22 protein-coding genes and 1 riboswitch are annotated in these 23,824 nt (G+C 74.1%); of the genes, 11 read left to right on the top strand and 11 right to left on the bottom strand.

What is annotated here, in order from left to right; genetic code table 11:
• The first annotated feature begins 4 nt into the window (after nt 1-4).
• The gene (locus OHA99_RS29000; protein WP_405698352.1) at nt 5-760 is read left to right on the top strand and encodes an SDR family oxidoreductase; all 756 of its coding nucleotides are present in this window, start codon (nt 5-7) and stop codon (nt 758-760) included.
• 26 nt (nt 761-786) lie between these two features.
• Here OHA99_RS29000 and amaP read toward each other — a convergent pair whose 3' ends face one another.
• The 8 genes from amaP to OHA99_RS28960 form a co-directional block, all read right to left on the bottom strand.
• A complete protein-coding gene (gene amaP, locus OHA99_RS28995; protein ID WP_366474004.1) occupies nt 787-1,374 on the bottom strand; it encodes an alkaline shock response membrane anchor protein AmaP in 588 nt (195 codons plus the stop codon).
• Nucleotides 1,371-2,039, bottom strand: a complete 669-nt coding sequence (locus tag OHA99_RS28990) for a DUF6286 domain-containing protein (RefSeq protein WP_405698351.1) — start codon at nt 2,037-2,039, stop codon at nt 1,371-1,373. Before OHA99_RS28990 ends, amaP begins: the two co-directional genes overlap by 4 nt.
• Nucleotides 2,036-2,419, bottom strand: a complete 384-nt coding sequence (locus OHA99_RS28985) for a hypothetical protein (RefSeq protein ID WP_153180505.1) — start codon at nt 2,417-2,419, stop codon at nt 2,036-2,038. Before OHA99_RS28985 ends, OHA99_RS28990 begins: the two co-directional genes overlap by 4 nt.
• A complete protein-coding gene (locus OHA99_RS28980) occupies nt 2,416-2,601 on the bottom strand; it encodes a hypothetical protein (RefSeq protein WP_031047637.1) in 186 nt (61 codons plus the stop codon). Before OHA99_RS28980 ends, OHA99_RS28985 begins: the two co-directional genes overlap by 4 nt.
• A 114-nt stretch (nt 2,602-2,715) precedes the next feature.
• Nucleotides 2,716-3,198, bottom strand: coding sequence for an Asp23/Gls24 family envelope stress response protein (locus tag OHA99_RS28975; protein ID WP_153180504.1), 483 nt, complete (start codon nt 3,196-3,198; stop codon nt 2,716-2,718).
• 172 nt (nt 3,199-3,370) lie between these two features.
• Nucleotides 3,371-4,174, bottom strand: coding sequence for an enoyl-CoA hydratase/isomerase family protein (locus OHA99_RS28970; protein WP_153180503.1), 804 nt, complete (start codon nt 4,172-4,174; stop codon nt 3,371-3,373).
• 168 nt (nt 4,175-4,342) lie between these two features.
• The gene (locus OHA99_RS28965) at nt 4,343-4,564 is read right to left on the bottom strand and encodes a helix-turn-helix domain-containing protein (protein WP_003976983.1); all 222 of its coding nucleotides are present in this window, start codon (nt 4,562-4,564) and stop codon (nt 4,343-4,345) included.
• A 351-nt stretch (nt 4,565-4,915) separates the two neighbouring features.
• Nucleotides 4,916-6,514, bottom strand: coding sequence for an ABC-F family ATP-binding cassette domain-containing protein (locus tag OHA99_RS28960; RefSeq protein ID WP_153180501.1), 1,599 nt, complete (start codon nt 6,512-6,514; stop codon nt 4,916-4,918).
• Between the two features lie 206 nt (nt 6,515-6,720).
• Between OHA99_RS28960 and OHA99_RS28955 the strand changes: the two genes are divergently transcribed.
• A complete protein-coding gene (locus OHA99_RS28955; RefSeq protein ID WP_153180500.1) occupies nt 6,721-7,134 on the top strand; it encodes a VOC family protein in 414 nt (137 codons plus the stop codon).
• 30 nt (nt 7,135-7,164) lie between these two features.
• Here OHA99_RS28955 and OHA99_RS28950 read toward each other — a convergent pair whose 3' ends face one another.
• The 3 genes from OHA99_RS28950 to OHA99_RS28940 form a co-directional block, all read right to left on the bottom strand.
• The gene (locus OHA99_RS28950; protein WP_194280132.1) at nt 7,165-8,583 is read right to left on the bottom strand and encodes a hypothetical protein; all 1,419 of its coding nucleotides are present in this window, start codon (nt 8,581-8,583) and stop codon (nt 7,165-7,167) included.
• A 194-nt stretch (nt 8,584-8,777) separates the two neighbouring features.
• The gene (locus OHA99_RS28945; RefSeq protein WP_405698350.1) at nt 8,778-9,908 is read right to left on the bottom strand and encodes an alpha/beta hydrolase family protein; all 1,131 of its coding nucleotides are present in this window, start codon (nt 9,906-9,908) and stop codon (nt 8,778-8,780) included.
• Between the two features lie 107 nt (nt 9,909-10,015).
• A complete protein-coding gene (locus OHA99_RS28940) occupies nt 10,016-10,726 on the bottom strand; it encodes a class II aldolase/adducin family protein (RefSeq protein WP_405698349.1) in 711 nt (236 codons plus the stop codon).
• A gap of 225 nt (nt 10,727-10,951) precedes the next feature.
• Between OHA99_RS28940 and pitH the strand changes: the two genes are divergently transcribed.
• The 9 genes from pitH (at nt 10,952) to cobI (ending at nt 23,812) form a co-directional block, all read left to right on the top strand.
• Nucleotides 10,952-12,205: a low-affinity phosphate transporter PitH gene (pitH, locus tag OHA99_RS28935; RefSeq protein ID WP_153180497.1), complete on the top strand. Its 1,254-nt coding sequence runs from the start codon at nt 10,952-10,954 to the stop codon at nt 12,203-12,205.
• A gap of 34 nt (nt 12,206-12,239) precedes the next feature.
• Nucleotides 12,240-12,461, top strand: a complete 222-nt coding sequence (locus tag OHA99_RS28930) for a hypothetical protein (RefSeq protein WP_381549951.1) — start codon at nt 12,240-12,242, stop codon at nt 12,459-12,461.
• A 196-nt stretch (nt 12,462-12,657) separates the two neighbouring features.
• A riboswitch (cobalamin riboswitch) is annotated at nt 12,658-12,733 on the top strand.
• Nucleotides 12,734-12,859: 126 nt separating this feature from the next.
• Nucleotides 12,860-13,846 carry a cobalamin biosynthesis protein gene (locus OHA99_RS28925; protein ID WP_405698348.1) on the top strand — a complete coding sequence of 329 codons (987 nt, stop codon included), beginning with the start codon at nt 12,860-12,862 and terminating at the stop codon, nt 13,844-13,846.
• Nucleotides 13,843-15,375: a cobyric acid synthase gene (locus OHA99_RS28920; RefSeq protein ID WP_405698347.1), complete on the top strand. Its 1,533-nt coding sequence runs from the start codon at nt 13,843-13,845 to the stop codon at nt 15,373-15,375. Before OHA99_RS28925 ends, OHA99_RS28920 begins: the two co-directional genes overlap by 4 nt.
• On the top strand, nt 15,372-19,025 hold the full coding sequence (cobN, locus tag OHA99_RS28915) for a cobaltochelatase subunit CobN (RefSeq protein WP_405698346.1): 3,654 nt from the start codon (nt 15,372-15,374) through the stop codon (nt 19,023-19,025). Before OHA99_RS28920 ends, cobN begins: the two co-directional genes overlap by 4 nt.
• Nucleotides 19,022-21,046 carry a putative cobaltochelatase gene (locus OHA99_RS28910; RefSeq protein ID WP_405698345.1) on the top strand — a complete coding sequence of 675 codons (2,025 nt, stop codon included), beginning with the start codon at nt 19,022-19,024 and terminating at the stop codon, nt 21,044-21,046. The genes cobN and OHA99_RS28910 overlap by 4 nt, the downstream gene beginning before the upstream one ends.
• Nucleotides 21,046-21,645 (top strand): cob(I)yrinic acid a,c-diamide adenosyltransferase, encoded by a 600-nt coding sequence (gene cobO, locus OHA99_RS28905; protein WP_153180491.1) that lies wholly within the window; start codon nt 21,046-21,048, stop codon nt 21,643-21,645. The genes OHA99_RS28910 and cobO overlap by 1 nt, the downstream gene beginning before the upstream one ends.
• Nucleotides 21,642-23,066, top strand: a complete 1,425-nt coding sequence (locus OHA99_RS28900) for a cobyrinate a,c-diamide synthase (RefSeq protein WP_405698344.1) — start codon at nt 21,642-21,644, stop codon at nt 23,064-23,066. Before cobO ends, OHA99_RS28900 begins: the two co-directional genes overlap by 4 nt.
• Nucleotides 23,063-23,812, top strand: coding sequence for a precorrin-2 C(20)-methyltransferase (gene cobI, locus OHA99_RS28895; protein WP_153180489.1), 750 nt, complete (start codon nt 23,063-23,065; stop codon nt 23,810-23,812). The genes OHA99_RS28900 and cobI overlap by 4 nt, the downstream gene beginning before the upstream one ends.
• Nucleotides 23,813-23,824: the final 12 nt, after the last annotated feature.

Raw genomic sequence — 23,824 nt, 5'->3', positions numbered from 1 at the left:
GGCCATGGATCTTGGACTGAAGGACCGGGTGTACGTCGTCACGGGAGCCACCCGGGGCCTGGGCAACGCCGCCGCGCGCGAACTGGTCGCCGACGGGGCGAAGGTGGTCGTCACGGGGCGGGACGGGAAGAGCGTCGCCGAGGCGGCGTCGGCACTGGGACCGGACGCGGTCGGCGTGGCCGCGGACAACGCCGACCCGGAGGCCGCCGCGCGCCTGATCGCGACCGCCCGCGAGCACTTCGGCCGTTTCGACGGCGTGCTGATCAGTGTGGGCGGGCCGCCGCCCGGGTTCGTCGCCGACAACACCGACGAGCAGTGGCAGACGGCGTTCGAGTCGGTGTTCCTCGGCGCGGTGCGCCTCGCCCGGACGGCGGCGGCCGAGCTGACGGACGGCGGGGTGATCGGCTTCGTCCTGTCGGGCTCGGTGCACGAGCCGATCCCGGGCCTGACCATCTCCAACGGCCTGCGCCCCGGGCTCGCGGGCCTCGCCAAGTCCCTCGCCGACGAGCTGGGCCCGCGCGGCATCCGCGTCGTCGGCCTGCTGCCGGGCCGCGTCGACACCGACCGGGTGCGCGAGCTGGACGGTCTGTCCGCCGACCCGGAGGCGACCAGGGCGGCCGCCGAGTCCCGCATCCCGCTGCGCCGCTACGGCGCACCGGAGGAGTTCGGCCGCGTGTCCACGTTCCTGCTCTCCCCGGCGGCGTCGTACATCACGGGCGTCATGCTGCCGGTGGACGGCGGCCTGCGGCACGGGTTCTGAGCCGGGAGAACGCGGCCCGGCAGTCCTCAGCTGACCCGCTCGGCCCCGTGCTTGACGCCCCGGAGCTGGACCTCCGCCGGGAGCGACGGCAGGTTCGCCGAACCGCGGGCGTGGGTCAGGGCGCGGGTGGTGAGCTCGTGCAGGGCGGTGCCGGGGTCCACGTGCGGGGCCAGGAGCAGCCGGACGCGGGCTCTCGGGGCGTCGCGGCGGCCGGTGAGCCGGACACCGGCCCGTTCCACCCCGTCCACCCGGTCCGCCTCGCCGGCGAGGACGTCCTCGAGCGCCCTGCCGCGCAGCGTGGCGCCCTCTCCGTCCCCGGTGTCGACGAGGACCTCGGTGAGCCTGCGGCGGCGCACCACCGCGACGAGCCACCACAGGGCGAGCAGCAGCAGGACGGCGAGCGCCGCGATGACGACCGGCCACCACCAGCCCGCGTCCCGCCACCGGGTCCGTTCGGCGTTGCTCAGCAGCACGTCGTGCGGCCCCTGGTGGACCCACCAGGAGGGTGCGGGGGCGTCGAACCCGACGGCCAGCACCGCGCCGCCGACGGCCAGCAGGACCAGTCCCGCCAGTGCGGTCAGTACCCGGTTCACGGTCCTGAGCACCGCGCTCACCCCTTCCGTCCGGGACGCTTGACCCGCAGCGACACGGCGGGCGGCCGGGCCAGGCCGAGGCCGCGCACCGCGTCGTCGAGCACGCCGTCCAGATCGGCCCGTACGTCGTCCAGTTCCCGGAAGTGCGACAGCGCCCGTACGCGGGCCCGGCGGCGGCGCAGCCGCACGCGTGCCGCCTGCACCCCGGACACCTCCATGGCCCGGTCGCGCAGCACCGTGGCGGCGGCGTCCCGGTGCAGTCCGGCGCGTACGTCGGGGTGCGTGCGCCGCATCGGCAGCACCCGGCGCAGACCGGGGGTGAGGGCCAGCACGAGCAGCCACAGCCCGAGGGCCGCGGCGACTCCCGCGCCGACCAGCACCCAGGTGTCGTCGACGGGCCGTTCGACGAGCTGCCGGGCCAGGTCGCGGCGCCAGCCGAGCGCGGACCGGCCGGCGCGCACCGCGACGACGTCGTAGAGGAAGGCTCCGGCGAGGAGCAGGAGCAGGAGCGCCACGAGCCCGGCGGGGAGGCGGCGCGGGGACCAGAAGCGGCCGGCCCGGCCGCCCCCGGCCCCGTCCTGGATTCCGGGCCCACGCTCCTGAGGTGCCGGCTCCGTGCCGCGTTCCACGACGGGCAGGCGCTGGGTGGCGCCCTCGCCCGTCCCCGCGTCCCGGGGCTCGCTCATCGCGTCCTCCCCTGCCTCGCGCCGTACTCCGCCGCCAGGTGCAGCCGCTCCACCCGGACGGCGACCTCCGGCACCGACATGCCCACCAACGCGCGTACCCGCTGGACGACTTGGTGACGCACCCGGCCGCAGCGGGCGCCGATGTCGCACGGGTAGTCGAGTTCCAGGTGGACGCTGACACGGGCACTGTCGTGGTGGACGACGACGGTGGCGTACGGCCGTGCGGCGTCCGGGTGGAGCGGGCCGAGAGCCTCGCGCGCCGCCCGGGCGGCGACCTTGGCGACGACCCGGTCGGCGATCCGGGTGGCGCCGCGCTCGCCCGGCGCCACCCGGGCCAGGGGTTCGAGGAGTTCGCCGGCCCCCTCGCTCACGGCGGTCACCGCCGCCGGTCGTCGCGGCTGCGGAAGAAGTCCCCGAGGTCCATGTCCCCCTCCAGGAGGCGGCCGACGACGAACCCGACGGCCCCCAGGGCCGCCACCAGCAGGAAGGCGCCGAACCCGCCGAAGTATCCGGCGAAGCCCAGTGCCATGCCGGCGATCATGCCGACCACGGCCATGCTCATGGTGCGCTCCCCTCACTCACCGCTCGGTCCTCCACCGTTCGGTCCTCCACCGCTCGGTCCGCCGTCCGTCCCGGTCCGCCGGCCGTCCCGGTCCGCCGTCTGTTTCGGTCCGTGTCATTTGATCCGGGGCTCCGGTTCCTCGTCCTCCTCGTCGGGGAGCTTCACGTCGCTCACCGCGATGTTGACCTCGACGACCTCGAGCCCGGTCATCCGCTCCACCGCCGCGACCACGTTCTCCCGTACGTCCCGGGCCACGTCCGCGATCGACACGCCGTACTCGACGACGATCTCCAGGTCGAGGGCGGTCTGCTTCTCGCCGACCTCGGCCTTCACCCCGCGCGTCACCCCGGACCTGGTCCCGCCGGGGACCCGGTCGCGCACGGCGCCGAAGGTCCGCGACATCCCGCTGCCCATGGCGTGCACACCCGCGACGTCGCGGGCCGCCATTCCGGTGATCTTCTCCACGACGCCGTCGGCGATCGTGGTCCGTCCCCGGGCTCCGGGGTCTCCGCCGCCGCGCCGCACGGTCTGGGCCTTGACCGCTCCGGGGGTGTCGATCGTGTCCTGTCCGCTCCGGTGGCTCTCCATGTCGCTCATCGCCGTCCGTCCCTTCCGGTCGTGGTCCTGTGTCCACGTTAGGCGGGGTCGCGGGGGCGCGCGCCACGGATGTGGCAGGCGGGAGGAACCACGACGGCGGCGGCCGCGCGCACGGTGCGCGCGGCCGCCGCCGTGGGCCGGGGAACCGGAACCGGGCTCCCGGGAGCGGCTCCTACTCCCCGAGGCCCGCCAGGTCGCGCAGGCGGCGTCCCTGCGCGGCGCGTTCGGCGGTGCGCTGGGCTTCGTAGTCCCGCGTGCGGGCGCCCTGGAGCAGCGCCTTCGTCTCGACGACCGCGTCGCGCGGTGCGGCCAGGATCGCGGCCACCAGGTCGTGCACCGCCGGGTCGAGCTGGTCGGCGGGCACGGCGAGGTTGGCCAGGCCGGTGCTGACGGCCTCCTCGGCCGCGACGAAGCGCCCGGTCGCGCAGATCTCCAGCGCGCGGGCGTAGCCGACGAGGGACACCAGGGGATGCGTGCCCGTCAGGTCCGGTACGAGGCCCAGGCTGGTCTCGCGCATGGCGAACTGCACGTCGTCGGCGACGACCCGCAGGTCGCAGGCGAGGGCCAGCTGGAAGCCCGCCCCGATGGCGTGTCCCTGGACGGCGGCGACCGACACCAGGTCGCTGCGCCGCCACCAGGTGAACGCCTCCTGGTACTCGGCGATGGTCGCGTCCAGCTCGGCGTCGCCGCCCCGCGCGAGGTCGATGAACGACGGTTCGCCGTCGAAGCCCTCGGGCGTGAACGCCTGCCGGTCGAGCCCGGCCGAGAACGACTTGCCCTCGGCACGCAGCACCACGGCCCGGACGGAGCCGGGCAGCAGCCGGCCGGCCTCGGTGAGCGCCCGCCACAGAGCGGGGCTCTGCGCGTTGCGCTTGGCCGGGTTGGTCAGCGTCACCGTGGCGATCGCGTCGTCGACGGTGAGCCGCACGCCGTCCTGGTCGAGTGCGGGACCGGGGTCGTGGGCGGGCGAAGCCATGGGGCGCCTCCGAAAGGTGCGGTCGTCGTCCCCGCCGCGCGACGGACGGTGCGCCGTGCGACGGCAGGGCTAAATGACTGCACAGTAACCACCCGAGCGGTCGGACGACCGGCCGGGTGGCCACCATCACTTTCGGAACAAGTTGGGAGCCGGGAGCCGCCCGGGACGTCAGGCCGATGTGGCCTTTTTGCCCCGGGTAGCCCCGCCACGCCCTCGGAGCGTGACGCCCGACTCACTGAGCATGCGGTGCACAAAGCCATACGAGCGGCCGGTTTCCTCGGCCAACGCCCGGATGCTCGCACCGGCGTCGTACTTCTTCTTCAGGTCTGCCGCGAGCTTGTCGCGCGCGGCGCCGGTAACCCGGCTGCCCTTCTTCAGAGTCTCGGCCACCCGTGCCTCCTCATGGGAAGTGCGCTCTGGTCTTCTCATGATCACCCCTCCCGGCGCTCATGGCCACCCATTCGGCAAGGTCGATGAGACAAGGTTGTGACGACAGGAGCGCGTCCCCACATACGGAATCCGTGATTCCAAAGAATCGGGCCCGTTCGGCCGAACGGGTTTTCCCGCGAAATTCCTGGTCAGAAAGGCGCGGCGGCCGGGCCCCCGGCGATGGGGGCCCGGCCGCGAATTCGATGTAGGACACACCTCTTGATGAGGAGATCTCACACAGATGGTGGATCACGCATCGGCCGAATGATCCACCACCAGTGGATCATCCATTCGATCAAGCGAGGGTGACGCTCAGGCGAGGGCGACGAGGTCCGCGTAGTCGGCGCCCCACAGGTCCTCGACGCCGTCCGGAAGCAGGATGATCCGCTCCGGCTGGAGCGCCTCGACGGCGCCCTCGTCGTGGGTGACGAGGACGACGGCGCCCTTGTAGGTGCGCAGCGCGCCGAGGATCTCCTCGCGGCTGGCCGGGTCGAGGTTGTTGGTGGGCTCGTCGAGGAGCAGCACGTTCGCCGAGGACACCACGAGGGTGGCCAGCGCCAGACGGGTCTTCTCGCCGCCGGAGAGGACGCCGGCGGGCTTGTCGACGTCGTCGCCGGAGAACAGGAACGAGCCGAGCGTCTTGCGGACCTCCACGAGGTCGAGGTCTGGGTTGGCCGAGCGCATGTTCTCCAGGACGGTGCGCTCGGGGTCGAGGGTCTCGTGCTCCTGCGCGTAGTAGCCGAGCTTGAGACCGTGGCCCTCGATGACCTCGCCGGTGTCGGGTTTCTCGGCGCCGCCGAGGAGACGGAGCAGGGTCGTCTTGCCCGCGCCGTTGAGGCCGAGGATGACGACGCGCGAGCCCTTGTCGATGGCCAGGTCGACGTCGGTGAAGATCTCCAACGACCCGTACGACTTCGACAGGCCTTCGGCCATGAGCGGGGTCTTGCCGCACGGGGACGGCTCGGGGAAGCGGAGCTTGGCGACTTTGTCGGACTTGCGCTCGGCCTCCAGGCCCGCCAGCAGCTTGTCGGCCCGGCGGGCCATGTTCTGGGCGGCGACGGTCTTGGTGGCCTTGGCGCGCATCTTGTCGGCCTGCGAGTGCAGCGCGGACGCCTTCTTCTCGGCGTTCTGCCGCTCGCGCTTGCGGCGCTTCTCGTCGGCCTCGCGCTGCTGCTGGTAGAGCTTCCAGCCCATGTTGTAGACGTCGATCTGGGAGCGGTTGGCGTCCAGGTAGAACACCTTGTTGACGACCGTCTCGACCAGGTCGACGTCGTGGGAGATCACGATGAAGCCGCCGCGGTAGGTCTTCAGGTAGTCCCGCAGCCAGATGATCGAGTCGGCGTCGAGGTGGTTGGTCGGCTCGTCGAGCAGCAGGGTGTCGGCGTCCGAGAACAGGATCCGGGCCAGCTCGATACGGCGGCGCTGACCGCCGGAGAGCGTGTGCAGGGGCTGGCCGAGCACCCGGTCGGGCAGGTTGAGCGCGGCGGCGATGGTGGCGGCCTCGGCCTCGGCGGCGTATCCGCCCTTGGTGAGGAACTCGGTCTCCTGGCGCTCGTACTGCCGGAGCGCCTTGTCGCGGGTGCTGCCCTGGCCGTTGGCGATGCGCTGCTCGTTCTCCCGCATCTTGCGGATCAGGGTGTCCAGGCCGCGCGCGGACAGGATGCGGTCGCGGGCGAGCACGTCGAGGTCGCCGGTGCGCGGGTCCTGCGGGAGGTAGCCGACCTCGCCGGAACGGGTGACGGCACCGGCTGCGGGCTGGCCCTCGCCGGCCAGGACCTTGGTGAGGGTGGTCTTGCCGGCGCCGTTGCGGCCGACCAGGCCGATGCGGTCGCCCTTGGCGACGCGGAAGGTGGCGCTCTCGATGAGGACACGGGCACCGGCGCGCAGCTCGATGCCGGAGGCGGAGATCACGGTCAGACTCCAGGGCAGGTGGATTGGCGGGGTGGGCGGTGGTGGAGGATCCCGCCGTCTAATGCACGAGGAGAATGGCCATGAGGGCCAGTCTAACGGGGCCGTGCAACCGCTTTTCCCCGTGAGCGTTGTCGGTGGCCGGTGCGAGACTGGGCGAAACGGGCCCAAAACAGCACGGGCCACCGGCTCACGAGGAAGTGATCGGCATGGCAGGCATTGCGGGCGGGCGCCCGAGCATCTGCCCGACGCTCCAGTACGCGGACGCCAAGGCGGCGATCCGGCAGCTCACCGAGGCCTTCGGCTTCACCGGGCTCGCGGTGTACGAGGACGAGGACGGCTCGGTCGCCCACGCCGAGCTGGTCCAGGGCAACGGCGTGGTCATGCTCGGCTCGAAGGGCAAGGGCGGCCGGTTCGACGAGGCGATGAAGAGCGGCGGCACCACGGGGGTGTACGTGGTGGTGGCGGACGTCGACGCCCATCACCGGCGGGCCGTGGAGCACGGCGCGGAGATCCTGATGCCGCCGACCGACCAGGACTACGGCTCGCGGGACTACATGGCCCGCGACCTGGAGGGCAACGTCTGGAGCTTCGGGACGTACGCGCCGGAGGTACCCGGGTAGCCTCCGGCGGTCCGCCGTGGGCCGCGGCGCTCAGCCGCCCCCGGTGTGGACCTGGAAGGCCGCCCGGCGGACCGCCTTGGCCAGGGCCGGGTCGGGGTGCGCTGCGGCGAGGGCGACCAGGACCTGCACCGTGCGGGGGTGGCCGACCGCGCGCACCTCGTCGAGCAGGGCGGGGACGGTGGCCTGCACCGCCGACTCCAGGTGCCGCACGAGCAGCGGGGCCTCCCCGTGGTCGGCGACGGCCGCGGCGGTGTCGACCCACAGCCAGGTGGCCTCCGGACGGGTGAGGACCTCGTGGGCGTCCTCGGGGTCGGCGCCGTCGTGCTCGGCCAGCCACAGCAGCGCGTACGGGCGCAGCGTCGGCTCGTCGACGACGCCGCGCACGTCGGGCTCGGCGGGGGCGCCGACGACCCGCAGCGCGTCGAAGGCGAGGCCGCGCAGCAGGGCGTCCTCGCCGCGGGCGGCGCCGAGGAGCTCGGCGACGGCGCTGCCGACGGGACGGGCGGCGAGCCAGGCGCGGTACTCGTCGCGGGCGGCGTTGGGGCGGAGCCGGCCGCAGCCGCGGAGCATGCCCTCGGCCGACTGCTCGATGTTGCCGGCGGGGCTCTGCGCGGCGACGCAGATCTGCTCCAGCTTGACCCAGACCGCCCAGCTGCCCAGCGGGGTGAGCGTGGCGTGTCCGTCGCCGCAGGTGAGGGCTCCGACGGAGGCGAGGGCGTGCAGGGCCCAGTCGAGGAGCGGGGCGAGCGGGGTGTCGTCGGCGGGCTCCGGGGCGGGCGGGACCGCTCCCGCGGTGCCGGGCGCCGGCTGGGGACCGTAGGGCACCTCGCAGCGTTCGGTGCGCAGTTCGGTGACGCGCTGCTCCAGCAGGTCCAGGAGCTGCGCCACGGGCACGGGTCCGGCGGACAGCTGGAGGAAGGAGAGCACCTGGGGCATCGCGGAGACGACCTCGGCGACGACCGCGGGCTCCTCCGCGGGCTCGGGGTGGGCCAGCGACCAGGCGTCGAAGAGGGCGACCCAGCCGCGCAGCACGGCGCTGTCGTCGCGGTTCCAGGCGCGCAGCCGCCAGCCGGGACGGGCGGTGTCGCCGTGCACCTCGATCAGTCCGGCGAGGCGGGCGGTGTCCCAGTCGGCGCGCACCTCGGCCGCGGTGAGGCCCAGTTCGCGGGCCGCGTGGTCGGCGGTGGCGTCGGACAGGGTGGCCTTGCCGTCGGCGGTCGCGCTGCCGCGGCCGGGACCGAGGGCGGAGTCCGCCCAGCGGGCGACGCGGGCCGCGCCGGCGAGACCGGAGCGTGCCATTCTGGCCAGCTCCGACCGGGCCGGGGTGCCCTCCGGGGGGCGCGGCGCGGGGCGGCGCGAACGCCGCTGGTTCATCGCTTGGGGGGCGGCGGCCAGGGGTCGGGAGCGGACGAGTCGAAGCCTGGAGTCGCGCGGGATACGGGACGTCACGGGTGCAGTCTTCCGGTTGACGGTCCGAAAACCCAAACGGAATGCCTCCGGGGCCTCCTGGTACGGCGGGCACGGGGCTCGGGCGCGCCTTCCGGGCACCGGATCGGGCCAGTGGTACGGCGCCAAACGGAACCGCGTCGGCGGTCGCCGGGGCGGGGGCGCGACCGGGCGGTGGCGGGGTCGCGCCGGCAAGGTCACACCAGTGGGGTCATGAAGCGGCGCAGGGTCTCCTCGTAGTCCGCGGGGTCGGCGTTCCACATGGCGCCGTGCGGGGCGTCGCGGACGGCGTGGAGGGAGACCAGCCGCGCGTGGGTGTCGGCGAGGCGGCGGGAGAGGTGCCAGGGGGCCACCGTGTCGTCGGGGCCGTGGAGGATCAGGGTGGGGACGGCCGGGCGGTGCAGACCGGCGGTACCGGTGTCCCGGTCGCCGTGCAGCCCGGCGCGGCCCTGCGCGGCGCGGACGGCGAGGGGCAGAAGTGCGGCGGGGGTGCGGCGGGCGGCGGCCAGGGCGCGCAGGGTGGTCTCCCAGCTGAGCACCGGGGAGTCCAGGACGAGCCCCGCGATGCGGTCGCGCACGCCCGAGAGCGCGGCGGTGCGCAGCGCCATGGTGGCGCCGGTGGACCAGCCGAGCAGGACGACCTGGCGGGCGCCGTGGTCGAGGGCGTAGCGGACGGCCGCGTCCACGTCGCGCCACTCGGTCTCGCCGAAGTGGTGCAGGCCGTCGGGCGAGGGCGGCGCGCCGACGTCGCCGCGGTACGCCGGGGCGAGGACCGGGACGCTCCTGCGGTGCAGGGGTTCCATCAGGTTCATGGCGTGCTCGCGGGTGGCGGCCAGGCCGTGCACGGCGACGATCCAGGTCGGGCGGGCGCCGGGCACGAACCAGGCCGGGAGCGGGCCGAGTTCCCCGGGGACCTCGACGTCGGTGTACTCGAGGCCGAGGGCCGTGCCGGGGTTGCCGACGTACAGGTTCGGGGTGAACCACGCCCGGTCACCGGCCTCGAGGGTGCCGTGGGTGACCCGTTCGAGGCGGCGCACGACGGTGTCGGCGCCGTGCTCGACGGTGCCGAGGACCGGGCCGACGACCGCGTGCGACCCGTCCCCGGCGAGCCCGTACCGGCCGGGGCGCAGTGCGGCCAGGTCCCGGGTGAGGGTGATCTGCCCGGCGGCGGTGCCGTGCACGGTGAGCCGGGGCTCGGTGGGCAGGGGCCGGCCGGGGGGCGCCTTCAGCGCGGCGTCGCTGGCGTACCGGCCGGCGGCGACGCTCGCCGCCCCGGTCGCCAGAGCTGCGGTGACGGCGGCTGCCGTTGCGGTGACAACAGTGCGCATGGGGCCAGTCTCCTGGTGGAGTCCTCGGGCGGCCAGTGGACGCGTGACGGTGGGTGACGGGCGGTTCGTTTCCCGTAGCCGGTACCCGCTGGGCCGCCCGGCACGCGTCAGCTCCGCTGCCCGTATCCGCGCAGGCGTTCCGTCACCTCCGTGAGCTGGTCCGGCGTCAGCAGGGACGGCGAGTGGCCCGGCACCGAGGAGGCCGTCAGCCACAGGCGGCACATCCACTCGAGCTGGGCGGTCCGGTCGTAGGCCTGGTCGAGGGAGGTGCCGTAGGTGATCGTGCCGTGGTTGCGCAGCAGGCAGCCGGTGCGGCCGGCGAGCGCGTCGAGCATGCCGCGGGCGAGTTCGTCGGTGCCGTAGGCCGCGTACGGGGCGACCCGGACGGGGCCGCCGAGCGCGGCGGTCATGTAGTGCACCGGCGGGAGTTCCGGCACGAGCAGCGAGACCGCCGTGGCGTGCACGGCGTGGGTGTGGACGACGGCCCGGGCGGCCGGGTCGGCGCGGTACACGGCCAGGTGCATGGGCAGTTCGCTGGTGGGGACCAGCGTGCCGAGGATCTGCCGTCCGTCCAGGTCGACGCCGGTCGCGTCGGCCGGGGTCAGCCGGTCGTAGGGCACGCCCGACGGGGTGACCAGGACCGTGTCGCCGACGCGCACCGAGACGTTGCCGGAGGTGCCGACCACCAGTCCGTCCGCCACCGTCCGGCGGGCGGCGGCGACGAGTTCCGCCCAGGCCGCCGCCGTGGCCGGCTCCCCGGCCCGCGCCCCGGGCGACTCCCCGGTCCCGTCCGTCCCCGCGGCCCGCGAATGCGTCACAGTCACCGTCTCCTCCCGGGCGTCCCGCACGCCCCTCACGACCCGTCGCCGAACGGCTTTCCGACGATCCTGCCAGGGGCGTCTCCGGAGAGCACCGGTGCGGCCACGCAGAGGGAGACTCCGGCACCGCTTCCGGTCACCGTGACGCCCTGCCCAGTTCATCTTCCGTTCACCCTGGTTACCTACGTTCGACGCGCCAACGACCTCGAACGATTGCCTGGGTAAATGGAAAGCTTCTCGCTGATCCTCGCGATTGTGGTGGTAACCGCACTCGCGTTTGATTTCACGAACGGTTTCCACGACACCGCGAACGCGATGGCAACGACCATTTCGACCGGTGCGCTCAAGCCCAAGGTGGCGGTGGCGATGTCCGCCGTCCTCAACCTTGTAGGCGCCTTCCTCTCCGTGGAGGTCGCCAACACGATCTCCAAGGGTCTCGTCGACGAGACCGGCATCCGTCCCGAGGTCATCTTCGCCGCACTGGTCGGCGCGATCCTCTGGAACCTGCTGACCTGGCTGGTCGGACTCCCGTCCAGTTCCTCGCACGCCCTGATGGGCGGTCTGATCGGTGCCGCCGTCGCCTCGGCCGGCATCGGCGCGGTCAACGGCGACGTGCTCGTCACCAAGGTGCTCCTCCCCGCGATCGCCGCCCCGATCGTGGCCGGCGTCGCGGCGTTGCTCGCGACCCGGATGACGTACTCGCTGGGCCGCAAGGCCGACGGCAAGGCCTCCGCGAAGGGCTACCGCGCCGGGCAGATCGCCTCGGCCGGTCTGGTCTCGCTGGCCCACGGCACCAACGACGCCCAGAAGACGATGGGCATCATCACCCTCGCCCTGATCGCCGGCGGCTCGCTCGCCCCCGACTCCGACCCGCCCGTGTGGGTCATCCTGTCCGCGGGCCTGGCCATCGCGCTCGGTACCTACCTGGGCGGCTGGCGCATCATCCGCACCATGGGCAAGGGCCTGACCGACCTCCAGCCGCAGCAGGGCTTCGCCGCCCAGACCAGCGCCGCCACGGTCATCCTGGCCTCCTCCCACCTCGGCTTCTCCCTCTCCACCACGCACTCGGTCTCCGGTGCGGTGATGGGCGCGGGCCTCGGCCGCAAGGGCGGTGTGGTCCGCTGGTCCACGGCCACCCGGATGTTCGTCGCCTGGGGCCTGACGCTGCCGGCCGCGGCCCTGGTCGCCGCGCTCGCCGAGTGGGTCTGCCGCGCCGGCGACTGGGGCACGGCCCTCGTCGCGGTGTTCCTGGTCGCGTCCAGCTTCGCGATCTGGCGGATCTCCCGCCGCGAGGTCGTCGACCACACCAACGTCGTCGACACGGAGGAGCCCGGGTCCGCCGAGCCGGTCGGTGTGGTCACCACGGCGATGGCCGCCGTGTCGCCGCCCCCGGCGGGCGTGACCGAGGACCTGGCGGCCACCGTCCCGGCCCCGGCCGCCACCGCCGATCCCAAGGCCCCGTCGGCCACCACCGTCTGAGCCCGCGTCCCGGGTACGAAGGAAGCGAACCTCCATGAGCATCGACTGGGCAGCCCTCGGCTCCGTCTTCGGCATCAGCCTCGTGGTCACGGTGGCCCTGGTGAGCCTGTTCACCCTCGGCGTCGTCGGCCTCTCCCGCCAGGAGCGGGCCGCCGCCCAGGGCGGCTCCGCGGCCCTCGCGGTCACCGGCGCGTACGCCTGCTTCGCGGCCTGCACGGCGGCGGTGGCGTACGGGATCTATCTGATCGTCGCCTGAGCGCTCCACGCACCACCGCGCACGCCCCGGGGCGGGGCGCGGAACGGACTCGAACCGTTCCGCGCCCCGCCTCTTCGCGTGCCGGCGCACACCCTCGGGGTGTGGGCCTTCGCACACTCCCCCGCCGCAGGTCAACGCCAGGTTGACGGGTGTTCGCGGGCCGTGGTGGACTTCCGGGGCCATCTACGGCGGCAGGAGAGGAAGCCCGGTGCGAATCCGGCGCGGTCCCGCCACTGTGACCGGGGATCAGGACCCCCGGGAGCCAGGAACTCTCACCGCCGGACTCTTCGAACCAGGGCGTGGACACCCTGAGTGAGGACATGACGCGATGCCCGGCTGCCGCCACCGCTCGACGCCCAGTACCAGGTGCCTTCCTGCCCGTGTGACCGGCTGAGCCCATGCGTGCCGGACGCGTCTTCGCGTACGGCGCCGCCGCCGGCCTCCTCGGCGACCTCCTCCTCGGCGACCCGCGCCGCGGACACCCGGTCGCCGCGTTCGGCCGTGCCGCGGGCGCCGTGGAACAGGTGCTGTGGCGGGACCACCGGGGCTGGGGCGCCCTGCACACCGCCGTGTGCGCCGGTGGCATTGCCGCCCTCGGGCTGGCCGCCTCCCGTGCCGTACGCCGCTCCCCCGCCGCCTCGGTCGCACTGACCGCGGCGGCCACCTGGGCCGTCGTCGGCGGCACGTCGCTCGCCCGCGAGGCGGACGCGATCGGCCGGGCCCTGGACGCCGGGGACGTCGAGGCGGCCCGGGCCCGGCTGCCGCACCTGTGCGGGCGGGACCCGCAGGCGCTGGACGCCGACGGGATCGCCCGGGCCGTCGTGGAGTCCGTCGCCGAGAACACCTCCGACGCGGTGGTGGGCGCCCTGGTGTGGGGCGCCGTGGCCGGGGTGCCCGGCCTGCTCGGCTTCCGGGCCGTGAACACCCTGGACGCCATGGTCGGCCACAGGTCGCCCAGGTACCGCCGCTACGGCTGGGCCTCGGCCCGCCTCGACGACCTCGCGGGCTGGCCCGGCGCCCGCCTCACCGCCGTACTGACCACCGTCGCCGGTGGCGACCCGCGGGGCGCCGTACGGGCCTGGCGTGCGGACGCCGGGCGGCATCCGAGCCCCAACGCCGGGCCCGTGGAGGCCTCGTTCGCGGGCGCCCTGGGCGTGCGGCTGGGCGGGACGCTCTCGTACGGCGGCCGGGTGGAGCACCGGCCCGTCCTCAACGGCGCCGCGGGACGCGCCGTACGCGCCGGTTCCGGCGACATCGCCCGGGCCGTACGCCTCTCCCGGCGCGTGGGCGGGCTGGCGCTGGGCGTGTGCGCGGGCGCACGGCTGCTCGCGAGCGGGGCCGCCTCCCTGAGGAACCGGGGCGTCACGAAGGGACGTACGTCATGAACGGTGGCCTGCTCGTCGCCGGCACCACCTCCGACGCCGGCAAGAGCGTCGTCACCGCCGGGATCTGCCGCTGGCTGGTGCGCCAGGGCGTCAAGGTCGCGCCCTTCAAGGCGCAGAACATGTCGCTGAACTCCTTCGTGACCCGGGACGGCGCCGAGATCGGGCGGGCCCAGGCCATGCAGGCCCAGGCCTGCCGGGTGGAGCCGACCGCGCACATGAACCCGGTCCTGCTCAAGCCCGGCGGGGAACGCAGCAGCCAGGTCGTGCTGCTCGGCAGGCCGGTCGGCGAGATGAGCGCCCGCGGCTACCACGGCGGGCGCCAGGAGCGGCTGCTCGGCACGGTGCTCGACTCGCTCGCCGAACTGCGCGGCACGTACGACGCGGTGATCTGCGAAGGGGCGGGCAGCCCGGCCGAGATCAACCTGCGCCGCACCGACATCGTCAACATGGGGATCGCCCGGGGCGCCCGACTGCCCGTCCTCGTCGTCGGCGACATCGACCGCGGGGGCGTCTTCGCCTCCTTCTTCGGCACGGTGGCCCTGCTCGCACCCGAGGACCAGGCGCTGGTCGCCGGGTTCCTCGTGAACAAGTTCCGGGGTGACGTGTCGCTCCTGGAACCGGGGTTGGACATGCTCCACGGGCTCACCGGGCGGCGGGCGTACGGCGTGCTGCCCTTCCGGCACGGGCTCGGCATCGACGAGGAGGACGGGCTGCGCGTCTCCCTGCGCGGGACCGTGCGGGAGTCCGTCGTCGCCCCGCCGGTCGGCGAGGACGTGCTGCGGGTCGCCGTCTGCGCGGTCCCGCTGATGTCCAACTTCACGGACGTGGACGCGCTGGCCGCCGAACCGGGCGTCGTGGTGCGGTTCGTGGACCGGCCGGAGGAGCTGGCCGACGCCGACCTGGTGATCGTGCCGGGGACGCGCGGGACGGTCCGGGCGCTGGAGTGGCTGCGGAAGCGGGGGCTCGCGGACGCGCTCGTGCGGAGGGTCGCGGAGCGGCGGCCCGTGCTGGGCATCTGCGGCGGCTTCCAGCTCCTCGGCGAGCACATCGAGGACGACGTCGAGTCGCGTGCCGGTCACGTGGACGGGCTGGGACTGCTGCCCGTGCGGGTGCGGTTCGCCCGCGAGAAGACCCTCACCCGGCCGGTGGGCGAGGCCCTCGGCGAGCGCGTCGAGGGGTACGAGATCCACCACGGGGTCGCCGAAGTCGTGGAAGGTGATGCGTTCATCTCTGATGACAGAGGACGCAGCCTGGACGGCTGCCGGGTCGGCCAGACCTGGGGCACGCACTGGCACGGCTCGCTGGAGTCGGACGGCTTCCGGCGGGCGTTCCTCCGCGAGGTGGCCGCCGCCGCGGGCCGCCGCTTCGTGCCCGCCCCCGACACCTCGTTCGCCGCGCTGCGCGAGGAGCAGCTCGACCGGCTCGGCGACCTGATCGAACACCACGCGGACACCGACGCGCTGTGGCGGCTCATCGAGTCCGGCGCGCCACAAGGACTGCCCTTCATTCCACCGGGAGCGCCCGCATGAGCACAGTGTTGTTGTTGTCGACCGCCGACACGGACCTGCTGGCGGCCCGCGCGTCGGACGCCGCCTACCGGATCGGCAACCCGACCCGGGTCGACGTCCACGAGGAACTGCCGGGCCTGGTCGAGGGCGCGGACCTCGCCGTCGTGCGCCTGCTGGGCGGCAAACGCGCCTGGGAGGACGGGCTCGCCGCACTCAGGGCCGCCGGCATCCCGACCGTCCTGCTGGGCGGCGAGAACGTGCCGGACGCGGAACTGATGGCCGAGTCGTCGGTCCCGGCCGGGGTGGTGGCCGAGGCGCTGCGCTACCTGGTCGAGGGCGGCCCGGGCAACCTCACCCAGCTCGCCCGCTTCCTGTCGGACACGGTGCTGCTGACCGGCGAGGGCTTCGACGAGCCGGAGAAGATGCCGGAGTACGGCGTCCACGGCGAACGCCCCTTCACCGAGGGCCGTCCCACGGTCGGCGTGCTCTTCTACCGCGCCCACCAGCTGAGCGGCAACACCGCGTTCGTCGACACGCTGTGCGACGCGATCGAGGCCCGCGGCGCCAACGCCCTGCCGGTGTACTGCGGTTCGCTGCGCGGCGCGGACCCCGGGCTGTACGAGCTGCTGGGCCGGACCGACGCCCTGGTCGCCACGGTCCTCGCGGCCGGCGGCACGCACGCCTCGCAGGCCTCGGCGGGCGGTGACGAGGAGGCCTGGGACATCGGTGCGCTGGCCGACCTGGACATCCCGGTGCTGCAAGGGCTCTGCCTCACCTCCTCCCGGGCCGCCTGGGAGGCGTCGGACGCGGCGCTGTCCCCGATGGACGCGGCGATGCAGGTCGCGATCCCGGAGTTCGACGGGCGGCTCGTCACCGTGCCGTTCTCGTTCAAGGAGCAGGGGCCGGACGAGGTGCCGGTCTACGTGGCCGACCCCGAGCGGGCCGGGCGGGTCGCCGGGATCGCCGTCCGGCACGCGGCGCTCGGGCACAAGGCGAACGCCGACAAACGGGTCGCGCTGGTCTTCACGGCGTACCCGACCAAGCACTCCCGCGTCGGCAACGCCGTCGGTCTCGACACCCCGGCGTCGGCGGTGCGGGTGCTGGACGCGCTGAGGGACGCGGGGTACGGGGTCACCGGGTACCCCGCCGAGGGCGACGAGCTGATCCACCGGCTGATCGCGGCCGGCGGTCACGACGTGGAGTGGCTGACGGAGGACCAGCTGGCCGCGGCGCCCGCGCGGGTGCCGCTGGCCGACTACCGGGCGTGGTTCGAGAAGCTGGACCCGGAGCTGCGGGAGGGCATGCGGGAGGCGTGGGGCGAGCCGCCGGGCTCGCTGTACGTGGACGGCGACGACATCGTGCTGGCCTCCCTCCGGTTCGGGAACGTCGTGGTGATGATCCAGCCGCCGCGCGGCTTCGGGGAGAACCCGATCGCGATCTACCACGACCCGGACATGCCGCCGTCGCACCACTACCTGGCCGCCTACCGCTGGCTGGACAACACTTTCGGCGCCGACGCGATCGTGCACATGGGCAAGCACGGCACGATGGAGTGGCTGCCGGGCAAGGGGCTGGGGCTGGGCGCCGGCTGCGCACCGGACGCGGTCCTCGGCGATCTGCCGCTGATCTACCCGTTCATCGTCAACGACCCCGGCGAGGGCACCCAGGCCAAGCGGCGCGGCCACGCCACGGTCGTCGACCACCTCGTCCCGCCCATGGCGCGCGCCGACACCTACGGCGACCTGGCCAAGCTGGAGCAACTGCTCGACGAGTACGCCCTCGTGTCCGACCTGGACCCGGCGAAGGCGCCGGCGGTCCGGGCGCAGATCTGGACGCTGGTGAAGGCCGCCGAGCTCCACCACGACCTGCACGTGGACGACCAGCCGGCCGACGACGCGTTCGACGAGTTCGTCATGCACATCGACGGCTACCTGTGCGAGATCAAGGACGTGCAGATCCGCGACGGCCTGCACGTCCTGGGCGGCGGCCCGGTCGGCGAGCCCCGCGTCAACCTGGTCCTGGCGGTGCTGCGCGCCTCGCAGGTGTGGGGCGGGCAGGCGAACGCCCTGCCGGGCCTCAGGGCGTCGCTGGCCGAGCACTTCGGGCTGGTCGAGAAGGAACTGCTGGCCGAGCCGGGCGCCCCGGTGAAGGTGCCGGTGGAGCTGACGGACCTGGTGGACGGCCCGGCCCGGTCGGCGGCCGACGCGATCGACCTGCTCGAGCAGCTGTGCCGGCGGATCGCGGAGGGCCTGGAGCTGCGGGCGTGGGACACGGCGGCCGTCCCGGACCTGGTCCGTGACGTGCTCGGCACCGAACTCCCCGACGCGGCTGCGGTGCTGGAGTTCGCCTGCACCGAGGTCGTGCCGCGCCTCGCCCGGACCACGGACGAGATCGGGCACATCCTGCGGGCCCTGGACGGCGGTTACGTCCCGGCCGGGCCGTCGGGCTCCCCGACCCGCGGCCTGGTCAACGTCCTGCCGACCGGCCGCAACTTCTACTCCGTCGACCCGAAGGCCATCCCGTCCCGGCTGAGCTGGGAGGTGGGCCAGTCGCTCGCGGACTCACTGATCCAGCGGTACCTGACCGACACCGGCGAGTACCCGAAGTCGGTCGGCCTCACGGTGTGGGGCACGTCCGCGATGCGCACCCAGGGCGACGACATCGCCGAGATCCTCGCGCTGCTGGGGTGCCGTCCCGTCTGGGACGACGCGTCGCGCCGGGTGACGGGCTTCGAGGTGGTCCCGGTCGCGGAGCTGGGCCGGCCGCGCGTCGACGTCACGGTGCGCATCTCGGGGTTCTTCCGGGACGCGTTCCCGCACGTGGTGGGGCTGATCGACGACGCGGTGCGGGCGGTGGCGGAGCTGGACGAGCCCGCCTCGCAGAACTTCGTCCGCGCCCACGCCGACGAGGACACCGCCGAGCACGGCGACCGGCGCCGGGCGACCTCCCGCATCTTCGGCTCCAAGCCGGGCGCGTACGGCGCGGGTCTGCTGCCGCTGATCGACGCCCGCAACTGGCGCTCCGACGCGGACCTCGCCGAGGTGTACGCGGTGTGGGGCGGTTACGCCTACGGGCGCGGTCTTGACGGGCGTGCGGCGCGCGGGGACATGGAGACGGCGTTCCGGCGGATCGCGGTGGCGGCGAAGAACGTGGACACGCGCGAGCACGACCTCGTGGACGCCGACGACTACTTCCAGTACCACGGCGGCATGGTCGCCATGGTGCGGCACCTGACGGGCGAGAGCCCTGAGGCGTACGTGGGCGACTCCGCCACCCCGGACCAGGTGAAGACCCGGACGCTGGGCGAGGAGACCCACCGCGTCTTCCGCGCCCGCATCGTCAACCCGCGCTGGATGGCGGCGATGCGGCGGCACGGCTACAAGGGCGCCTTCGAGATGGCGGCCACCGTGGACTACCTCTTCGGCTACGACGCCACGGCCGGGGTGGTGGACGACTGGATGTACGAGCGGCTCAGCGCCGAGTACGTCTTCGCCCCGGAGAACCGGGACTTCATGAAGAAGTCCAACCCCTGGGCGCTGCGCGGCATCACCGAGCGGCTGCTGGAGGCCGCCGACCGCGGTCTGTGGGCGGAGCCGGACGCGGAGACGCTGGAGCGGCTGCGCGCCACCTATCTGGAGCTCGAAGGCGATTTGGAGGGCGACGACAAGTGAGTACCCCGTTCCCGTTCACGGCCGTCGTGGGCCAGGACGACCTGCGGCTCGCGCTGGTGCTGAACGCCGTTTCCCCGGCCGTCGGCGGTGTGCTGGTGCGCGGCGAGAAGGGCACCGCGAAGTCCACGGCCGTGCGGGCGCTGTCCGCGCTGATGCCGGAGGTGGACGTCGTCTCCGGGTGCCGTTTCTCCTGCGACCCCGACTCCCCCGACCCGGGCTGCCCGGACGGTCCGCACGCGCCGGGCGCCTTCGCCTCGCGCGCGGCCCGCATGGTCGAGCTGCCCGTCGGGGCCTCCGAGGACCGGCTGGTGGGCGCCCTCGACATCGAGCGGGCGCTGGCGGAGGGCGTGAAGGCCTTCGAGCCGGGCCTGCTGGCCGACGCGCACCGCGGGATCCTGTACGTCGACGAGGTCAACCTGCTCCACGACCACCTGGTCGACCTGCTCCTCGACGCCGCCGCGATGGGCGCCTCCTACGTCGAGCGCGAGGGTGTGTCGGTGCGGCACGCCGCGCGGTTCCTGCTCGTCGGGACCATGAACCCCGAAGAGGGCGAGCTGCGGCCGCAGTTGCTGGACCGGTTCGGACTCACCGTCGAGGTCGCCGCCTCGCGCGAGCCCGACCAGCGGGTGGAGGTCGTCCGGCGCCGGCTGGCGTACGACGACGACCCCGCGGCCTTCGCCGCGCGCTGGGCCGACGAGGAGGCCGCCGTACGGGCGCGGATCGTGGCGGCGCGGGAGCTGCTGCCGTCGGTGCGGCTGGGCGACGGGGCGCTGCGGCAGATCGCGGCGACCTGTGCCGCCTTCGAGGTGGACGGCATGCGGGCCGACATCGTGATGGCGCGTACGGCCACCGCGCTGGCGGCGTGGGCCGGGCGGACGGACGTACTCGCGGAGGACGTGCGGCAGGCGGCGCTGCTGGCGCTGCCGCACCGGCGGCGGCGGAATCCCTTCGACGCGCCGGGGCTCGACGAGGACAAGCTGGACGAGACGCTGGAGGAGTTCGGCGGCCAGGACGGCCCGGCCGACGACGGGGACGGGGACGGGGACGACGACCCGGACCCGGGGCCCGGGGGCGGCCCCGGTGGGCAGCCGGAGCCCGACGACGCGCCCCAGGGGGACGGGGACGCCGCCGCGCGCCCCGAAGCCGGGGAGGGTGGCGAGCCGCAGCCTTCCGGCGGTGCCGGTGAGCAGTCCCCCGCGCGGTCCGCCGAGCCGTTTCGCACCAAGGTGCTGAGCGTGCCGGGACTGGGTCAGGGCGCCGCCGGGAGGCGTTCGCGGGCGCGGACCGAGCACGGCCGTACGACGGGCGCCCGGAGGCCGCGGGGCGCGCTGACGAAGCTGCACCTGGCCGCGACCGTGCAGGCCGCCGCGCCGCACCAGCGGGCCCGGGGCCGCAGCGGGCCGGGGCTCGTGGTGCGCCGGGACGACCTGCGGCAGGCGACGCGGGAGGGGCGTGAGGGGAACCTCGTGCTGTTCGTCGTCGACGCCTCCGGGTCGATGGCGGCGCGGCAGCGGATGAGCGCCGTCAAGGGTGCTGTGCTGTCGCTGCTGCTGGACGCCTACCAGCGGCGGGACAAGGTGGGACTGGTGACCTTCCGGGGGTCGGCGGCCGACGTGGCGCTGCCGCCGACCTCGTCGGTGGACGCGGCGGCGGTGCGGCTGGAGTCGCTGCCGACGGGCGGGCGTACGCCGTTGGCCGCCGGGCTGCTGCGTGCCCACGAGGTGCTGCGGGTGGAGCGGCTGCGGGATCCGGCGCGGCGGGCGCTGGTGGTCGTCGTGACGGACGGGCGGGCCACGGGTGGTCCCGAGCCCGTCGCGCTGGCGGGGCGTGCCGCGCGGCTGTTCGCCGCCGAGGGCACCGCCTCCGTCGTCGTGGACTGCGAGTCGGGGCCCGTGCGGCTCGGGCTGGCCGGGCAGCTGGCGGGTGAGCTGGGCGGTACGGCGGTGACGCTGGACGAGCTGCGGGCGGACTCGATCGCCGGGCTCGTGAAGGACGTTCAGGGCAGCAGGAGGGCCGCGTAATGCCGCAGGGCAAGCCGAGTGTCGTGCCGGACGACGGGCTGACGACCCGTCAGCGGCGTAATCGTCCGCTGGTCGTGGTGCACACGGGCGTCGGGAAGGGCAAGTCCACCGCCGCCTTCGGGCTGGCGCTGCGGGCCTGGAACCAGGGGTGGCCGATCGGGGTGTTCCAGTTCGTCAAGTCGGCGAAGTGGAAGGTCGGCGAGGAGAACGCCCTGCGGGTGCTCGGCGCCAGCGGCGAGGGCGGATCGGTCGACTGGCACAAGATGGGCGAGGGCTGGTCCTGGGTCCAGCGCGACGCGCAGCTGGACAACGAGGAGAAGGCCCGGGAGGGCTGGGAACAGGTCAAGCGGGACCTGGCCGCCGAGACGTACAAGCTGTACGTGCTGGACGAGTTCGCCTATCCGATGCACTGGGGGTGGGTCGACACCGACGAGGTGGTGTCGGTGCTGCGCGAGCGGCCCGGGACCCAGCACGTCGTGATCACGGGGCGGAACGCGCCCGCCGCGCTGGTGGAGTGCGCCGATCTCGTCACCGACATGTCCAAGGTCAAGCACCCGATGGACGCGGGGCAGAAGGGGCAGAGGGGCATCGAGTGGTGACCTCCCCGGATTCCGGTGTTCCTCGGCTGGTCATTGCCGCGCCCTCGTCCGGGAGCGGCAAGACCACCGTCGCCACGGGGCTGATGGCCGCGCTCGCCGGGCGCGGGCTCGCCGTGTCGCCGCACAAGGTCGGGCCCGACTACATCGACCCCGGGTACCACGCGCTCGCCACCGGGCGGGTGGGCCGCAACCTCGACGCGTACCTGTGCGGGCCCGAGCTGGTCGCGCCGCTGTTCCTGCACGGGGCGCGCGGGTGCGACATCGCCGTGGTCGAGGGCGTGATGGGGCTGTACGACGGGGCCGCCGGCGAGGGCGAGCTGGCGTCCACCGCGCAGGTCGCGAAGCTGCTGCGGGCGCCGGTGGTGCTGGTCGTGGACGCGTCGTCGCAGTCACGGTCGGTGGCGGCGCTGGTGCACGGGTTCGTGTCCTGGGACCCGGAGGTGCGGATCGGGGGCGTGATCCTCAACAAGGTCGCGTCGGACCGGCACGAGGTGTTGTTGCGGGAGGCGGTGGACTCCGTCGGGGTGCCGGTGCTCGGGGTGTTGCGGCGGGCCGCGCCGGTCGACGTGCCGTCGCGGCATCTGGGGCTGGTGCCGGTTGCCGAGCGGGGCTCGGATGCGGTGGAGGCCGTGGCGGCGATGGGTGCGCAGGTTGCGGCGGGGTGTGATCTGGAGGCGTTGGTCGGGTTGGCGCGGGCTGCCGGACCGTTGCCAGGGGGCTCCGCCCCCTGGACCCCCGGGCCTGTGCCCACCCTCCCCCACGCTCGAATGCGCTCGCGCGGGGGGACCCCCATCCCGTCTCGGCCGGGCAAGAAGTCACCCCAGCGCGTCGCCATTGCCGGTGGACCCGCCTTCACCTTCTCCTACGCCGAGCACACCGAGTTGCTCGCCGCCGCCGGGGCCGAGGTCGTCACCTTCGACCCGTTGCGGGACGAGGAACTGCCGGAGGGCACTCAAGGGCTCGTCATCGGCGGCGGGTTCCCCGAGGTGTACGCCGCCGAGCTGTCCGCCAACGAGGGGCTGCGGAAGTCCGTGGCCGAGCTGGCGCTCTCCGGTGCTCCCGTCGCCGCCGAGTGTGCGGGGCTGCTGTACCTGTGCCGGGAGCTGGACGGGTTGCCGATGTGCGGGGTGCTGGACGCCTCCGCGCGGATGTCGGAGCGGCTGACGCTGGGCTACCGGGACGCCGTGGCCGTGTCCGACAGTGCGCTGGCCGGCGCGGGGACGCGACTGCGGGGGCACGAGTTCCACCGGACCGTGGTGGAGCCGGGGGCCGGGGCGGCGCCGGCGTGGGGGATGCGGGCGCCCGAGCGGCGCGTCGAGGGATTCGTGGAGCGCGGTGTGCACGCGAGCTATCTGCACACGCACTGGGCGGCCGAGCCCGGTGTCGCCCGTCGGTTCGTGGAGAGGTGCCGGACGTCATGAGCAGCAGGCTGATCGGTGTGGGGGTCGGGCCCGGTGACCCGGAGCTGGTGACCGTGAAGGGCGTCAACGCGCTGCGGGCCGCCGATGTCGTGGTCGTACCGGTGATGGCTGCATCCGATGGACAGGATGGCGGCGAGCGCGGCCGGGCCGAGGCGACCGTGCTGCACTACGTGGGCGCCGAGAAGACCGTGCGGGTCGTGTTCGCGCTGAACGAGCGCACCGACCGGGCGCGGCGCGAGGCGGCCTGGGACGCGGCCGGGGAGCGGGTGGCCGGGCTGCTGCGGGAGCATACCGCCGTCGCCTTCGCGACCATCGGTGATCCCAACGTGTATTCCACGTTCACCTATCTCGCGCAGACCGTGGGCGTGCTCGTGCCGGGGACGGTCGTGGAGACCGTGCCGGGGATCACCGCCATGCAGGACCTCGCGGCGCGGTCGGGGGCCGTGCTGACCGAGGGCACGGAGCCGTTGACGCTGGTGCCGGTCACGGCGGGGGCGGCGGTGCTCAAGGAGGCGCTGCACGGGCCGGGCACGGTCGTCGCCTACAAGTTCGGCCGGCAGGCGGCCGAGGTGGCGGAGGCGCTGCGGGAGAGCGGGCGGCTCGACGACGCCGTGTGGGGGTCGGCGCTGGGGCTGCCGGAGGAGTCGGTGCGGTCGGCGGGCGAGCTGGACGGTGCGCCGTTGCCGTATCTGTCGACGCTGATCGCGCCCGCCCGGCGCGAGGGCGGGCGGGGCGGGAAGCTGTGAGCGCCTTCCGTT

The organism is Streptomyces coelicoflavus, from assembly GCF_045041415.1.
Lineage (GTDB): Bacteria > Actinomycetota > Actinomycetes > Streptomycetales > Streptomycetaceae > Streptomyces > Streptomyces coelicoflavus.
Note: the sequence above shows the minus strand (reverse complement) of the source record. Positions and strands in the feature narration are given on the sequence as shown.

What these genes read in the sequence shown, in the direction of transcription:
- OHA99_RS29000 (WP_405698352.1), top strand. Translation starts at nt 5, where the DNA reads ATGGATCTTGGACTGAAGGACCGGGTGTACGTCGTCACGGGAGCCACC.
- OHA99_RS28990 (WP_405698351.1), bottom strand. Translation starts at nt 2,039, where the DNA reads ATGAGCGAGCCCCGGGACGCGGGGACGGGCGAGGGCGCCACCCAGCGC.
- OHA99_RS28980 (WP_031047637.1), bottom strand. Translation starts at nt 2,601, where the DNA reads ATGAGCATGGCCGTGGTCGGCATGATCGCCGGCATGGCACTGGGCTTC.
- OHA99_RS28975 (WP_153180504.1), bottom strand. Translation starts at nt 3,198, where the DNA reads ATGAGCGACATGGAGAGCCACCGGAGCGGACAGGACACGATCGACACC.
- OHA99_RS28970 (WP_153180503.1), bottom strand. Translation starts at nt 4,174, where the DNA reads ATGGCTTCGCCCGCCCACGACCCCGGTCCCGCACTCGACCAGGACGGC.
- OHA99_RS28955 (WP_153180500.1), top strand. Translation starts at nt 6,721, where the DNA reads ATGGCAGGCATTGCGGGCGGGCGCCCGAGCATCTGCCCGACGCTCCAG.
- OHA99_RS28945 (WP_405698350.1), bottom strand. Translation starts at nt 9,908, where the DNA reads ATGCGCACTGTTGTCACCGCAACGGCAGCCGCCGTCACCGCAGCTCTG.
- pitH (WP_153180497.1), top strand. Translation starts at nt 10,952, where the DNA reads ATGGAAAGCTTCTCGCTGATCCTCGCGATTGTGGTGGTAACCGCACTC.
- OHA99_RS28930 (WP_381549951.1), top strand. Translation starts at nt 12,240, where the DNA reads ATGAGCATCGACTGGGCAGCCCTCGGCTCCGTCTTCGGCATCAGCCTC.
- OHA99_RS28925 (WP_405698348.1), top strand. Translation starts at nt 12,860, where the DNA reads ATGCGTGCCGGACGCGTCTTCGCGTACGGCGCCGCCGCCGGCCTCCTC.
- OHA99_RS28920 (WP_405698347.1), top strand. Translation starts at nt 13,843, where the DNA reads ATGAACGGTGGCCTGCTCGTCGCCGGCACCACCTCCGACGCCGGCAAG.
- cobN (WP_405698346.1), top strand. Translation starts at nt 15,372, where the DNA reads ATGAGCACAGTGTTGTTGTTGTCGACCGCCGACACGGACCTGCTGGCG.
- cobO (WP_153180491.1), top strand. Translation starts at nt 21,046, where the DNA reads ATGCCGCAGGGCAAGCCGAGTGTCGTGCCGGACGACGGGCTGACGACC.
- cobI (WP_153180489.1), top strand. Translation starts at nt 23,063, where the DNA reads ATGAGCAGCAGGCTGATCGGTGTGGGGGTCGGGCCCGGTGACCCGGAG.